Raw genomic sequence first — 14782 nt, forward strand, 5'->3', positions numbered from 1 at the left:
ACTTTCTAGATATGAGCCATACCTATGCCCCTGCCATTGAAAGTGCTGCTGGTAGATGAAGAGGTTGTTCGTGCCGCCATGGTCGAAGAGGCTTTGTGCCAGGAAGGTCACGAAGTAATCTGCCGGCTTTCCAGCCCTGCCAGCTTGAATGAAATGGTCGCCCGTCACTCCCCTGATGTCGTGATCATCGACATGGAATCTCCCGACCGTGACACCTTGGACAGCATGTCGCTACTGCATCGTGAAAATCCTCGCCCGGTGGTGTTCTTTGCCGATCAGCATGATCCTGACTCCATGCAGGCAGCACTCAAGGCCGGTGTCAGCGCCTATGTCGTCGACGGATTGGTGGCCGGCCGAGTAAAGGCGGTCATGGATGTCGCCATAGCACGATTCGAGTCCTTCCAGTCCATGCGCAAGGAGCTGGATCGGGCCCGCAACCAGCTCGCCGAACGCAAACGCATCGAGCGGGCCAAGGGCCTGTTGATGAAGCATCAGAGCTGCGACGAGGAACAGGCTTATCGCATGCTGCGCAAGCTGGCCATGGATCGTGGTCAACGCATCGCGGATGTTGCCGACAGCGTTATCGACATCCTGGAACGCCTGGAGAAAGGACTATGAGCGAAGCCAACACCTTTATCGCGACACCCCGCCCTCCCGAGATCGACACCTTGACGCTGGGCTTCATACCACTGATCGATGCCGCCTTGCTGATCATTGCCCGGGAAGGTGGTCACTTCGCCGCACAAGGGCTGGACGTCAATCTTTCCCGGGAAAACGCCTGGTCGACGCTGCGCGACAAGGTTGCGGCAGGATTCCTGGATGGCGCGCATATGCTCGCCCCCATGCCATTGGCAATGAGCCTGGGCATGTCTCGCGCTCCCTGTGAAACCCTGGCTCCTATCGTGCTGGGCACCCACGGCAACACGCTGGTGCTTTCCAACCGTTATGCCGAAGGCATGGCACCGCCAGACCCAAACGACCCTGCACGCAACGCCAGGGCCTTACGCGATCTGCTGTCCGATCGCTTGATCCACCATCGTGGCACACCGCCACGCCTGGCCATGGTCTACCCCTATTCCTGGCAGCACTTGCAGATACGAGCATGGCTGGAGCGAGGCGGCGTCGATCCGGATAGCGATGTAGAGCTGATTGCCCTGCCACCGGCACGTATGGTGGATGCCCTGCATGAAGGCCAGATTGATGGCTTCTGCGTTGGAGAGCCCTGGGGCAGCCTGGCCGAGCACCATGGCATAGGGCGCATCGTGGCCAATGGAGCAGACCTGTTCCCGGGGCACCCGGAAAAGGTGCTTGGCGTGACAGCTTCCTGGGCACGTCGTTACCCCGAGACCCTGAGCGCCCTGCTACGAGCCATACAGGCCGCTGCTGACTGGCTCGATAGTGGCGAAGATGCCCAGCAACAAACCTTGCAATGGTTGGCGCTGCCCCCCTATCTGGACCGTCACGTCAGTCATCTGGATAAATTGCCGCTCGGTCAGGCACCAACCATGCAGTACTTGACTCGCCTGTCGCCCCACCCTGAGGCCTTTGCTGTCATGGCCGCGCACATGAGGCCATTGGCCGAGTCCCGGGGCAACCGCCTGGACCCGGAGGTACTGGCACGCTGCTATCGGCCGCTCCTGTAGAGCATCGTTACAGCAACGTGCAACACCGTGGAACCATGCACCAATGATGTGCCGTTCTGGTGACACATGAACGGCACAGTGCATCGCTCCATGCAGCTACTACCGGGTATATAACTGTTTTATAAACAATAGATTCATATCTGGCCCACATCTCGCTAGAAGAATCACATCAATAACCGGACATCGTTCCACTTGCGGTCAACGGCGATCGCTTCCCGAAGGCAGGATGACCCTGCATATATATAGACAAAGACGTCTCTGTATTCCCGAAGAAGGGGATGCGAGACGTCTTTGCCGTTTCTGGAGGCTATCCATGAACCACTTTCCTGTGCTGCACCAACACCTGGTTATCGTCGGCAACGGCATGGCAGCTCACCGACTGGTCGAAAGTCTGCGCAAACTGCCAGGCGCTCCTTCACGCATCACGGTAATCGGTGAAGAGCACAGTGCCGCCTACAACCGCATCATGTTATCGCCCTGGCTGGCGGGTGAAATCGATCATGCAGGCCTTCTCCTGCCTAGTTCCGCAGCAGGTCAGCCAGAAGAGGTTCATGCAGCCCCCCATGTCGAGACCCGCCAGGGATTGCGTGCCACCACTATCGATCGTGCTGGCCACCAGCTGCATTGCGCCAATGGTGAAGTGATCGATTACAACCACCTGGTGATCGCCACTGGCTCACGTTCCTTCATGCCTGAACTGGCAGGACTCAAGCTCAAGGGCGTTGGTGGTTTTCGTGATCTTCAAGATGCCGAGAACCTTGCCAGCAACACCAGAAAAGGCGGTGCTGCGGTGGTTATCGGCGGCGGCCTGCTCGGCCTGGAAGCCGCCGAAGGCCTGCGTAAGCGCGGTATGCAAGTCACTGTCCTGCAGCGCAGCGACCGCTTGATGAATCGCCAACTGGATACCACTGCCGCCAGGATGCTGACCCGGGAGCTCGAATCCCGCGGGCTGTACATCATCACCGCAGCGGATCCCACAGAAATCATCGGCAATGATCAGGGCCAGGTATGTGGTATCCGTCTAGCCGGGAGGACTGACGTCATCGCAGCGGACCAGGTGGTCATTGCCGCAGGTATCACTCCCAACATAGAGCTGGGACTTGATGCTGGTCTCGACTGCCAGCATGCCATTCTCGTCGATGAATACCTGGCCACTTCCGACCCTGATATCTCGGCCTTGGGTGAGTGCTGTCAGTTCCAGAACTCCACTTACGGTCTCGTCGATCCCATCTGGCGTCAGGTGGACGTACTGGCCAAGCGTCTATGCGGTCAGCCTGGAGAGCCTTATCGCGACCAGGACAGCGCCACCAAGCTCAAGATTTCCGGCATATCGCTGTACGCCTTCGGTCCTACTGATGCGGCACCGCACCACGAAGTGCTCAGCTACCACGATCCCGAGCAAGGGGAGTATCGCCGTCTGCTGCTGCATGCCGGACGCCTGGAAGGCGCCGTGCTGTACGGAGATACCCGCATGGGCCCCTGGCTGTTCCAGCTTGCCCAAGATGCCACTCACCTTGACGGCGTACGCCAGTCATTACTGCTGGGACAGGCAGATACCGAAGCTCTGCTCACCGAACGACTGACACAGCACCAGATCCGCGAGTCCCATGGTGAATTCGCAGGTCCCGCTCACGCTGACTCCAAGAACTCTGACTCCAAGAACTCTGACTCCAAGAACAACGCCGCCGCTCAGGAGGCTGCATGACCATGACAACACTCCCCTCTTCACCCGCTCGCCCCACTTTGATCGTGGTGGGAAACGGTATGGTCGGTCATCACTTGATCGAGCAATTGGTCGAGCGCAATCTTCATTGCGACTACCGCATCGTGGTATTCGGTGAAGAGCGCCATCTGGCCTATGACCGGGTACATTTGTCCGAGTACTTCAGCGGCCGCGATGCCGAATCCCTGGCCCTTTCCACCACGGAATATTACGCAGAGCACTCCATTGAGCTGCACCTGCACGAACAGGTTACGGGCATTGATCGCGCAAAGCGTGAAGTACTCACCCCTCAAGCCCGCTACAGCTTCGATCGTCTGGTTCTAGCAACAGGCTCCTACCCCTTCGTACCACCGATTCCCGGCAACGACCACGATGGCTGCCTGGTCTATCGCACCCTGGAAGACCTCGATGCGATCCGCGATGCTGCTCAGGCCGCATCGACGGGTGTCGTGGTGGGAGGAGGCCTGCTGGGCCTCGAGGCCGCCAACGCTCTGCGTGGCCTTGATCTCGATACAGCAGTGGTCGAATTCGCTCCGCGTCTGATGCCCATGCAAGTCGATGCTCAAGGTGGAGAGCTGCTGCGCGAAAAGATCGAGACCCTGGGGGTACAGGTGCTCACTGAACGCGCGACCCAGCGCATCGAACCAGGGGAGTCGAGCCGACTGCGCATGGTATTCCAGGATGACAAAGTCCTGGAGACCGACCTTATCGTCTTTTCTGCCGGAATCCGGCCCCGTGACGAACTGGCCCGCGACTGCGGCCTGGAAATCGGCGAACGCGGTGGCGTCGTCATCGACGATTGCTGCCTGACCAGTGATCCAGCCATTCTGGCCGTAGGCGAAGTGGCGCTGTGGAACAACAGTATCTTCGGACTCGTCGCACCTGGCTATCAGATGGCCAAGGTCGCCGCCGACACCCTGAGCCTGTCTGAGGTCGAGCAACCCAGCACCTTTACCGGCGCCGACATGAGCACCAAGCTCAAGCTGCTCGGTGTCGATGTGGGTGCCATCGGCGATGCACATGGAGACCGCTCTCCGGGAGCCAAGCAATATCGTTACTTTGACCAGATCGAACAGGCCTATCGCAAGCTGGTGGTCACCAGTGATGGCAAGAAACTGCTGGGAGCCATGCTGGTAGGAGACAATGCTGCCTATGACACCCTGATGCAGTATTACGCCAACGGCATGGAACTGCCCAAGGATCCCGCCTCACTGATTCTGCCGAATACGGAAGGTGCCCCGGCTCTGGGCCCCGATGCCCTGCCAGAAACAGCCACCATCTGCTCATGTCACAATGTCACCAAAGGCGCAATCAGTGCAGCCATTGATGCAGGCTGCAGCGATCTCGGCGCCATCAAGGGACAAACCAAGGCCAGCACTGGTTGTGGTGGCTGCACCGCATTGCTCAAGAGCGTCTTCGACCATGAGCTGGCATCCCGCGGCATGGAAGTCGATCATTCCCTCTGCGAGCACTTCACCCATACCCGTCAGGCACTTTATGACATCGTTCGCGTGGAAGAGATAAAGACATTCAGTGAGCTGATGGCCAAGCATGGCCAGCAGCTCGACGATGGCTCTCCCTGCCTGGGCTGTGATATCTGCAAGCCAGCAGTGGCTTCGATCCTGGCATCCTGTTTCAACGAACCGATTACCAATGCGGCCCATATCCCGCTACAGGATACCAATGACACCTTCATGGCCAACATGCAGAAGAATGGTACCTACTCTGTAGTGCCTCGTATTCCCGGCGGTGAAATCACCCCGGACAAGCTGATCGTGCTGGGCGAGGTAGGCAAGAAGTACAACCTCTACACCAAGATTACCGGAGGTCAGCGCATCGACCTGTTCGGCGCCCGTCTGGAAGATCTGCCAGCTATCTGGGGTGAGCTGATCGACGCCGGTTTCGAAACAGGACACGCCTACGGCAAGTCTACCCGGACAGTGAAATCCTGCGTCGGCAGCACCTGGTGCCGCTACGGTGTACAAGACAGCGTCGGGATGGCAATCAGGCTCGAGCACCGCTACAAGGGCCTGCGCTCTCCCCACAAGCTCAAGTTTGCTGTATCAGGTTGTACCCGAGAATGCGCCGAAGCCCAGAGCAAGGACATTGGCGTCATTGCCACCGAGAACGGCTGGAACCTGTATATATGCGGCAACGGCGGCATGCGACCACGCCACGCCGAACTTTTCGCCACCGACCTGGATGACGAGACGCTGATCCGCACCATCGACCGGGTACTGATGTTCTATATCCGCACCGCCGATCGGCTCCAACGCACTTCGGTATGGCGCGAGAACCTCGAGGGTGGGCTCGACTATCTCAAGGACGTCATCCTCAGCGACAGCCTGGGGCTGGGTGAAGCGCTTGAGCGTCAGATGCAGGCCATCGTTGACACCTACGAATGCGAGTGGGCCAACGCCATCAGTGACCCGGAAAAGCTCAAGCGCTTCCGCACCTTCGTCAATGACCAGCGCCCGGATCCAGACATCATCGTGACAGAAGAACGTGGCCAGTTACGCCCGGCCTGACATCCGACATGCCCCATCGACTCGAGGAAACTTACTCATGAACTCACCCACTGCAGCCATGGCAACGTCTTCCGCTTCCTGCTGGCACCTTCTGTGTGAACGTCATGACCTGATCCCCTTTTCCGGTGTTGCTGCATGGCTGGAGACCAGTGAAGGGCCGGCTCAAGTAGCCATCTTCTATCTACCTGGACGAAAACAGGAGCTCTATGCCATTGACAACCACGACCCGTTATCCGGTGCCAATGTCATGGCCCGAGGCATCATCGGAGACCTTGACGGCCAGCCGGTGATAGCTTCTCCGCTATACAAGCAGCATTATCGTCTGGAAGACGGGCAATGTCTGGAAGAAGTCGCCATCAAGGTGCGTACCTGGAATGTCGCTTTTGATGGCGGCAGCGTGTTGATTTACAAATGATTCTTACAAAAATCTACAATAAAAAACCTTGCCGACGCTCCGCTCTGGAGCGTCAGGCTCAAGTTCTGCTCTGCCCTTTTCCTCAGCGATTGCTTTTTTAAGAAATTTGCATTTCGCCCTTGCAGCATTTCTGTCATGGTCCATGATTAAGGGGAGTTTGCTTGAAAGGGAAATGCACCCTGGGAGCAAATCAAGGTCCAAAGGATATACCCCGACAGATTTCCCAGCGAAGAAGGAGGTTCTGGTCCCCAGCAATCATTGCACGACGGCCCTGTCACACAACTGGCTGTCACATGACTGACACAGTGCGCTGACAGTGTCGACATCGAGACGTCATGTTGACGTCCAAGGTGACAATCAGGAGAGCTGTGCCGATGGTACGCATCGACAAGAAGGCCACCCGACTGTACGTGCTGGACACCAATGTCCTGATCCACGACCCAGCCGCCCTCTACCAGTTCGACGAGCATGAGGTAGTCATCCCCATGACCGTGCTGGAAGAGCTCGACAAACACAAGAATGGTATCCGAGAAATTGCTCGTACCGCCCGGCAAGTCAGCCGGACCCTCTCGGACCTTACCGCCAATGTAGACTTCGACCAGATCCACCAGGGAATTCCCATCGAACGTGCCGCAGGTTCTAACGGCTGCCTGCGCTTGCTGTGTTACAGCGACCTCACACTTCCAGATAACATGGACGACAGTCCTGACAATCGCCTGCTGGCAGAAACCTGCCGCCTGCGCGATGAACGCCCTGACGCCTCTGTCATCTTGGTCACCAAGGACATCAATCTCCGGGTCAAGGCTTCCGCCTTGGGCGTACCGGTGGAAGATTACCTGACTGACCGTGCTTTCGATGACACGGATGTCATGGCTGAAGGTGTCAAGATCTACCCGGATGCTGGACATGATCTGTGGGAAACTCTGGCCATGGAGGTCAAGGTCGAACGCGATCATCACAAGGTGATCTATCACCTCAATGGTGAGATCCCCCCCGAGTGGTACCTTGGCATGCTGGTGTCCGACAACGCCCATGAAGCCAGCTTCGAGGCCATTGTCCGGGAAAGCGCCCCCCATCAAGCCACCCTGGAGCTACTGACCAATTACCGCCACGGCGCCAGTGTATGGGGCGTGCATGCCCACGACAGTCGCCAGAACTTCGCCCTCAACCTGTTGATGGACGATGACATCGACCTGGTCACCATTGCAGGTAGTGCCGGTACCGGCAAGACCTTCATGACCTTGGCTGCAGCCTTTCAGCAGACACTGGACAGCAAACGCTTCGAACGTATTGTCTTCACCCGAGCGCCAATCTCCATGAGCGAAGACATCGGCTTTCTACCAGGCACAGAAGAGGAGAAAATGTCACCCTGGATGGGCGCCTTCCACGACAACATGGACAACCTGTTGCGCGACGAGCACGACGGCAGCTCCACCTGGAACCAGGATGCCACTCGTCAGTTGCTCGGATCCCGGGTGCAGATCCGTGCTCCAGGGTTCATGCGTGGCCGGACCCTGAATGATACTTTCCTGATCATCGACGAGGCCCAGAACTTCACACCCAAGCAGCTCAAGAGCCTGGTGACCCGTGCCGGACGCAATACCAAGATTGTGTGTCTTGGCAATGTCGGCCAGATAGACACCCCCTACCTCACGGCCAACACCTGCGGCATGGCCGCTGTCGTCCAGAACTTCAAGAACTGGCCTCATGCGGGGCATGTCACCTTGCAAAGCGTCGAGCGCTCACGCTTGGCCCTGGCTGGAGAGGAACTCCTGTAGTCTCCCTTCCTCCAAATACTACTTCCCCCGGACCTCGGGCCCGGGGGAAGTAGTGAGAGCGAATGCCTTGTTGCCTCTTTTCAACTTTATAGAGCACTCAGTACGCCCTCATGAAGAGAGCTAACATGTTACTCTTGGTCACCACCTTCATACGGAATCGTCACTATTCCATATGAATGGACATAAGCACCACCTCCATAACCATTGACCAAGCTCAGCGAGCCATCCTCATGGTTAATCTTGAACACCCATGTTACTCCAGTGTTTCCGCTTATGGTGTTGACATAGTTCCCATCAGCACTTAAATCCATATCCAGGAAGTATTCATCATATCCGCTATCCTGGTATGCAATTTCTTCTAATAGACTGATACTTCCATCTTCATTGACTTCATATGTGGAAATACTGGATGTCAGCGGGTTCGTCGTCCATGCATACTTCCCATTTTCAGATGCCGTCACCCAACATACAGCCTGCTGACCATCCCAATAGCTTGTTCCAGCGATGACATCTGGAGAAATAATCGACAGCTTGCCATCCTTGTCAATATTATACGAAGTCACTGATCCGGCTTGTCCTTCGAATAACCTCAAGAATGGATATTCCTTCTTATGCTCTTCCGATGAGTTATAGAAATTATGATCACTATCTATGAACCGAGTTTCTGTCACCAGCAAGGTATTGTTTCCACCCTGTCCCTCGATGATTTTCGTACCGATGGGTAGCGCGAAGAACCTGTCGGGAGAAGCCAACGGAGAGTCTATGCTGGAAACGGGCTCATCGGAAAGCAGGCCATCATCATTGACTGCGTATGAATGTATAACACCTGTGGTAATTTCAACTACAAGGAGAGATTTACCATCAGGGGTAAATTCCACACTTGCAGGTCGACCTGTCAACTTTCTGAGCGAGTCAGGAATGGGAGTCAGATGGCCTTTATCGTCTATTCTATATCCTTTGATATTGCCTTCACTGGGGTCTTCTACTTTCTTACCCATACTAACGACATAAACAAGGTCTTCATATGAGTCAATCCCATTAGGCTTGATATCTCCAGCCTCGACAACATTAACCAGTTCCAAGGATAAATCATCCTTCACTCGCAAGGACGAGACAGTTCCGTTGCCCGCATTTGCAATCAAGACATTCTTTCCGTCCCATGACCTCCACAACCCGTATGCGGCAGCCAATGGGTCTATACCATCGGAAAATGTATGTCCAGATGTTGGATCATATGGCAAATCAAAAAGCTCAACAAATCCTGTACCTTTCCCTCCAGTTTTATACTCCCCTACTTTTGACAATGTCCCATCGGAATACTGCTTATACCCAATTATAGAGTTTTCTTCAGCATTATTTGTGGCCACATATACGCCACCAGTCAGCTCTTTTGCCATCACATTAAATGACGATAGCACCAAAGCACATGCCAGTAATTTGTTCATAGGCCCCTCATTGCTTTTATACATAAAACATAAACAAACAATATGATACATATTGCAACATTTATCATATGTGTCATACAAAGCAATAGCCAGGCAGGAGCTTTAGGCCGTGCCAATTCGGCACAATCAGGAGAGCCCAACGCATGAGATATCGCGAAAAAAAATAGCCCGAAGCAGGCATTCTTTTCATGAAAAATATCCCGAAATAGCAATGGGATAATAAAAATCAGGAAGGATAATCAGCCGCTTCATGATAGCGACACACAAAAGCCCGGCAGGCTCCACAATACACCCAGGCGTCAGGTGTCCCCGTGGTAGGGGCACGCAACTGTCGTTGACCACAATTCGGGCAGGGGGTTGGCAAGCAAGGGCCTTCTGGTAGCTCATGCAAGGAGTTACTGGGTTCATCGATGGCCAATCTGGCACTACCAGAGAAGGTATCAACAAAGCGATATTCCCTTATATGGCTGCCATCGCCTTCATGACCGCTTGCACTGATTTCGTCCTGATCGAGCCAACCTCCCCGCGACAAGCCACGCAAGCAATTTCTCCCTGCATGCTTGGCTTCATAGAGTGCTCGGTCAACACGTAGCATTGCCATCTCCAGCTCTTCTGCTTCATCGAGCCAGATAGCCCCCATGCTGACAGTCACCCGGAGTGCCCTATCGCCAACCTGCATGGTCATCGATTCGACATTGCTCCTCAAGCGCTCAAGAATCTCGCGGGCATCAACCAGTTGGACATCCACCAGCATGACCACGAACTCTTCTCCACCAATACGCGCGATCAGATCATAAGGTCTGAGGCTCATACGACAGGTTTCCGAGAAAGACTGCAGCACCTTGTCGCCAGCGGCATGGCCATAGCAATCATTGAGCGCCTTGAAATGATCCAGATCGAGCATGGCCAGCACCACATGCTGTCCATGACGCATGGCCTGAGCTGCAGCGGCTTCCGCTGCATCATGAAAGGCACGCCGATTCATCACCCCAGTCAGCGCATCGGTACTTACCAGTTTCTCAATCTGGCTCTCGTGCAGCTTGCGCTCCGTGATATCCAGCAGCAGGCCATCCCATGCAACAGCGCCATCAGCAACGTGCTGGGGCACTCCTCGTGCTTCAAACCAACACAGACTACTACCAGAATCGATGCACATTTCAAGCCGCCAAGGAGACATGGTAGACCCGGATTGAGCCAATTCGATGGACAGCTTTAGGCGCTGCTCCTCACTCATGCGGTTCAGCAATACGTCCGCATCTTTCCTTACTTCATCGGCGCACAGCAAAGTCTGCTCTTCAAAACCCGGCCCAAGGTAGTCGAAGGACAGAGCACCTTCGTGAGCTTGGCGCAAGCGAAAGACAATCCCTGGGATACGAGCCACATAGGATTCAATATCCTCTCGAGTGCTAATATTTTCAGGAGTTTCATTGTTCTCATGCAGGTACCGTTCAGCGAGGACCTGAGAGAATACTTCCGAGATGTCATGCAGCATGACCAGACAAGCAAGACCGGCATCATAAAACGGTTGCACCACCACACTCATCTGGCACATACCGCCACCTCCTGTACGGCAGGTGACCAGTCCTTGCCAGGCGGAACCTTGACTGATGCAATCACGAATCGCCCGAGCGAACACCGGCGCCTCACCTTGCGCGGCAATCACTTCCGGGGATTTTTCCAGTAATAGCTGATCCGACAATGCCAGACACGACATTGCCTGAGGGTTGGTACAACGGATGAGTCCTTGATGATCAACGCCAAGCAACACACCTGGGAAGTGCTGAAACAGCATTTTCACAGTCGCTTGAGCACATTCTTTTTCTTGCTGACGTCGATGTTCCCCTAATCCCAACATGCCCTGAAGCCACATGAGAGGCTCCCTGCACAATCTGCGCAACTAGTGTTTATGGTTATTGTGTATACCTAGCTTAGGACACGCCATGGCGACTCGCTCAGACAGCTTCCTCATTTCCATGATCTAGGTTCAACGAGGAGCTAACGCTTGAAGAGGACATGGCGTGACAAGCTCTCTGATAGGCCCAATTTGCCTGACTTGGTTTTTCAGACTTGGAGGTTTCAGAATCAGCTTTTTTCCTTCGGACTCAGTCGCTCACTCATCCAGGCACCTATGTCAGCGATCTGCTGGGGGCATACTGCATGAGCCATGGGATACTGGCGGTAGCTGGCGCCATAGCCCAATTGCTGCAGCTTCGCATGAGCCTCACGTCCAAGGGACTCGGGTACAACTGGGTCCATACTGCCATGATGCACCTCAATGGGCAGGCTCCGATTGGCCTCGTTGAGCACAATGGAATCCACAGTGGCGAAGTAAGTCGACAGTGCCAGCAAGCCTCCCAGGGGACGTTCGAAGCTCAACGCGGCCTCGTAGGCAACGGCACCACCTTGAGAGAACCCCACCAGCAGAATGCGACGACTATCGATGCCCTCTTCGATCTGATCGCGAATCACCCCTTGGATACGTTCTGCAGAGCTACGCAGTTGAGCCTCGTCGACCCGACGGTTGAGGTTCATCTCAAGAATGTCATACCAGGCAGGCATGACCATGCCACCATTGACAGTGACGGGTAGACGCGGAGCATGGGGCAAGATGAAGCGCACCCTGGCGAAGTCCGGGCGTGGAAGCATAGGGACAATGGGTTCGAAATCCCGACCGTCAGCGCCCAATCCATGCAGGATGATCATGCATGCATCAGCACGACCATCCAGAGGTTCAATGACCAGTTGGTCCTTGTCACTCATTCTTTTCTCTCTCAGCTAGTGCCATAAAGTGAGATGGCTTCACGTCACGTCTCACATGATCGAAACAACAGTATCAGCATGACAACAACTGCTGTATAGCCGGGCCGTACCAATCATCCATACAGGACCATGAAGAAACGAGCCATGAAAAACCAGAAGTCATGGAATCAGAAATCCCAGAAATACAAAAGGCCCGCCGAAGCGAGCCTTTTGATTTTCGAGCTATTCCATCAAGCATCGACACATAAGAATTGCTAGAGAAATATCAATCCGCTAGCAGTCGTGCCGATTTATCGAATTTAGTCGATGAGCTTGATGTTGGAAGCCTGAAGGCCTTTCTTGCCCTGAGTGACGTCGAAGGAGACCTTCTGACCGTCCTGCAGAGACTTGAAGCCGTCCGCTTGAATCTCGGAGAAGTGAGCGAACAGGTCGTCACCGTTGTCGTCCGGAGAGATGAAACCGAAACCTTTAGCGTCATTGAACCACTTGACTGTACCAGTAGCCATTTACGAATCCTCGTATCACTTTGAATTGCCGGGAAATACCCGAGTAGCAGTGGGTAAAACAAGAAACCTTTCCCGGGAAACCGATGCAAGAGCTTCGATGACCACTGAGATGTTCAACTTGCCAACCAACTGCGACCAGCATGCGCTGTCCTGGCGCCTACGTCAACATATTTGCTCATCATGACACAGACATTACACTCCTCTCTTGATCCAATCCGCCGCTTTTTCAGCAATCATCAGCGTTGGCGAATTCGTATTTCCAGATACGATGGTCGGCATCACGCTAGCATCCACCACTCTCAGCCCACTGACACCATGCACCCGCAAGTGAGAGTCAACCACGGCCATGGGGTCTTCTCTCCCGCCCATGACCGCAGTTCCTACAGGATGAAAAATCGTGGTGCCAATGTCTCCTGCAACCTTGGCAAGTTCCTCGTCACTCTGAAAATCCGTTCCGGGCTTCATCTCCTGGGGAGAGTAATGTGCGAATGCTGCCTGCTGCACAATACGCCGAACCACTCGCAAGGAGTCTGCAGCCACCTTGCGATCTTCCTCCGTTGACAGATAGTTCGGCGCAATTTTCGGACCATGGGAAGGATCGGTGCTCTGAATCCGGACCGAGCCCCGGCTGGTAGGGTTGAGATTGCACACACTGGCAGTGATGGCGGGAAAATCATGCAGAGGTTGCCCGAAGGCTTCCAGGCTCAGGGGTTGGACATGAAATTCCAGGTTGGGCCATGGTTGATCCTCACTGCTACGCGTAAAGATCCCCAGTTGTGAAGGCGCCATGCTCATGGGCCCTGAACGCTTGACCAGATAGTCCCAGGCAATACGCATTTTGCCCCAGGCAGAGTTGGCCATGGTGTTGAGGGTCTTCGCATCTCTGAGTCGATAGACGGCACGCAACTGCAGATGATCCTGCAGGTTTTCCCCGACACCGGGAGCCTCCTTGAGCACCGGAATTTGGTACTGCTCAAGCAGCTCCCGAGGGCCTATTCCGGATAGTTGCAACAAATGGGGCGACCCAATGGCACCCGCGCTCAGCACAACTTCGCGATTGGCACGTACCGCCCTTGCCTTGCCGGCATGGCGCACACGGACACCAGTGCACCGGGGCTGTTGCTCTCCCTCAGGGGCATCTGCCTCCTTGGTATCTGACTCATCCCTTGATGTCGTCTCAAACAACAGTCTTTCCACCATGCTGGAATGCCACAACGTCAGGTTGGGTCGTGCCAAAGCACCCCGTAGAAAGGCCTTGGCAGTATTCCAGCGCCAGCCCGAACGCTGATTGACTTCAAAATAATCGACTCCTTCATTATCACCACGATTGAAGTCGTCCGTGGCCGGTATACCGGCCTGCTGGGCAGCTGCAGCGAAATCATCCAGAACCTGCCAGGAAAAACGCTGCCGCTCGATACGCCATTCCCCGCCATGGCCATGAAAGCGCTGGTGCTCGACATCACCATCAGCACCGGGATCGAGCCGATAGTGATCTTCATGGCGCTTGAAATCTTCCAGGCATGCATCCCAGCGCCACGCGGAATCTCCGGTCACTTCTGCCCAATGATCATAGTCACGCGCCTGTCCACGCATGTAGATCATGCCGTTTATGCTGGAACAGCCACCCAGGGTGCGACCACGTGGGTACAACAGTGAACGACCATTGAGCCCCGATATCGGAATAGTGCGGAAACGCCAGTCCGTGCGCGGGTTATCGATGCAGTACAAATACCCCACCGGGATATGAATCCAGGGATAATTGTCTCGCCCCCCTGCTTCTATGAGCAGCACCGAGACATGAGGATCTTCAGACAGGCGCTTGGCCAACAGGCAACCGGCACTTCCAGCACCGATGATGATGTAGTCGAACCTGGTGGCCGCTTCAGTCATCGTGCTCATCTCCCGATGTAGTATCTGACATGGTCTGTTATTTCCATCTCTCCAGACTATATCCCACCTCGGGCGCTGCAATACTGCTAATGTC

The 14782-nt window shown here is 55.0% G+C and carries 11 protein-coding genes; 6 read left to right on the top strand and 5 right to left on the bottom strand.

Annotated features, from left to right (window positions below; translation table 11 throughout):
- Positions 1-24 precede the first annotated feature (24 nt).
- The 6 genes from E4T21_RS13855 to E4T21_RS13880 all read left to right on the top strand — a co-directional run bounded on the left by E4T21_RS13855 (position 25) and on the right by E4T21_RS13880 (position 8087).
- Positions 25-618 (top strand): ANTAR domain-containing response regulator, encoded by a 594-nt coding sequence (locus E4T21_RS13855; protein WP_149285627.1) that lies wholly within the window; start codon positions 25-27, stop codon positions 616-618.
- On the top strand, positions 615-1643 hold the full coding sequence (locus tag E4T21_RS13860; protein ID WP_149285628.1) for a CmpA/NrtA family ABC transporter substrate-binding protein: 1029 nt from the start codon (positions 615-617) through the stop codon (positions 1641-1643). Before E4T21_RS13855 ends, E4T21_RS13860 begins: the two co-directional genes overlap by 4 nt.
- Before the next feature lie 313 nt (positions 1644-1956).
- Positions 1957-3348, top strand: a complete 1392-nt coding sequence (locus E4T21_RS13865; RefSeq protein WP_149285629.1) for an NAD(P)/FAD-dependent oxidoreductase — start codon at positions 1957-1959, stop codon at positions 3346-3348.
- A gap of 2 nt (positions 3349-3350) precedes the next feature.
- Complete coding sequence (nirB, locus tag E4T21_RS13870; protein WP_149285630.1) at positions 3351-5894, top strand: nitrite reductase large subunit NirB; 2544 nt, start codon at positions 3351-3353, stop codon at positions 5892-5894.
- A gap of 37 nt (positions 5895-5931) precedes the next feature.
- A complete protein-coding gene (nirD, locus tag E4T21_RS13875) occupies positions 5932-6309 on the top strand; it encodes a nitrite reductase small subunit NirD (RefSeq protein ID WP_149285631.1) in 378 nt (125 codons plus the stop codon).
- 374 nt (positions 6310-6683) lie between these two features.
- The gene (locus tag E4T21_RS13880) at positions 6684-8087 is read left to right on the top strand and encodes a PhoH family protein (RefSeq protein ID WP_149285632.1); all 1404 of its coding nucleotides are present in this window, start codon (positions 6684-6686) and stop codon (positions 8085-8087) included.
- A 128-nt stretch (positions 8088-8215) separates the two neighbouring features.
- Here E4T21_RS13880 and E4T21_RS13885 read toward each other — a convergent pair whose 3' ends face one another.
- From E4T21_RS13885 to E4T21_RS13905, 5 genes are all read right to left on the bottom strand, one after another.
- Entirely contained in the window at positions 8216-9532 is a 1317-nt protein-coding gene (locus E4T21_RS13885; RefSeq protein ID WP_187774999.1) for a lactonase family protein, read from the bottom strand.
- A 226-nt stretch (positions 9533-9758) separates the two neighbouring features.
- Positions 9759-11324, bottom strand: coding sequence for a sensor domain-containing diguanylate cyclase (locus E4T21_RS13890; protein WP_187775000.1), 1566 nt, complete (start codon positions 11322-11324; stop codon positions 9759-9761).
- Between the two features lie 290 nt (positions 11325-11614).
- On the bottom strand, positions 11615-12292 hold the full coding sequence (locus E4T21_RS13895; protein WP_149285635.1) for an alpha/beta hydrolase: 678 nt from the start codon (positions 12290-12292) through the stop codon (positions 11615-11617).
- Between the two features lie 299 nt (positions 12293-12591).
- Complete coding sequence (locus E4T21_RS13900) at positions 12592-12798, bottom strand: cold-shock protein (RefSeq protein ID WP_149285636.1); 207 nt, start codon at positions 12796-12798, stop codon at positions 12592-12594.
- 192 nt (positions 12799-12990) lie between these two features.
- On the bottom strand, positions 12991-14688 hold the full coding sequence (locus E4T21_RS13905; protein ID WP_149285637.1) for a GMC family oxidoreductase: 1698 nt from the start codon (positions 14686-14688) through the stop codon (positions 12991-12993).
- Positions 14689-14782: the final 94 nt, after the last annotated feature.

The organism is Halomonas binhaiensis (assembly GCF_008329985.2).
Classification (GTDB): domain Bacteria; phylum Pseudomonadota; class Gammaproteobacteria; order Pseudomonadales; family Halomonadaceae; genus Halomonas; species Halomonas binhaiensis.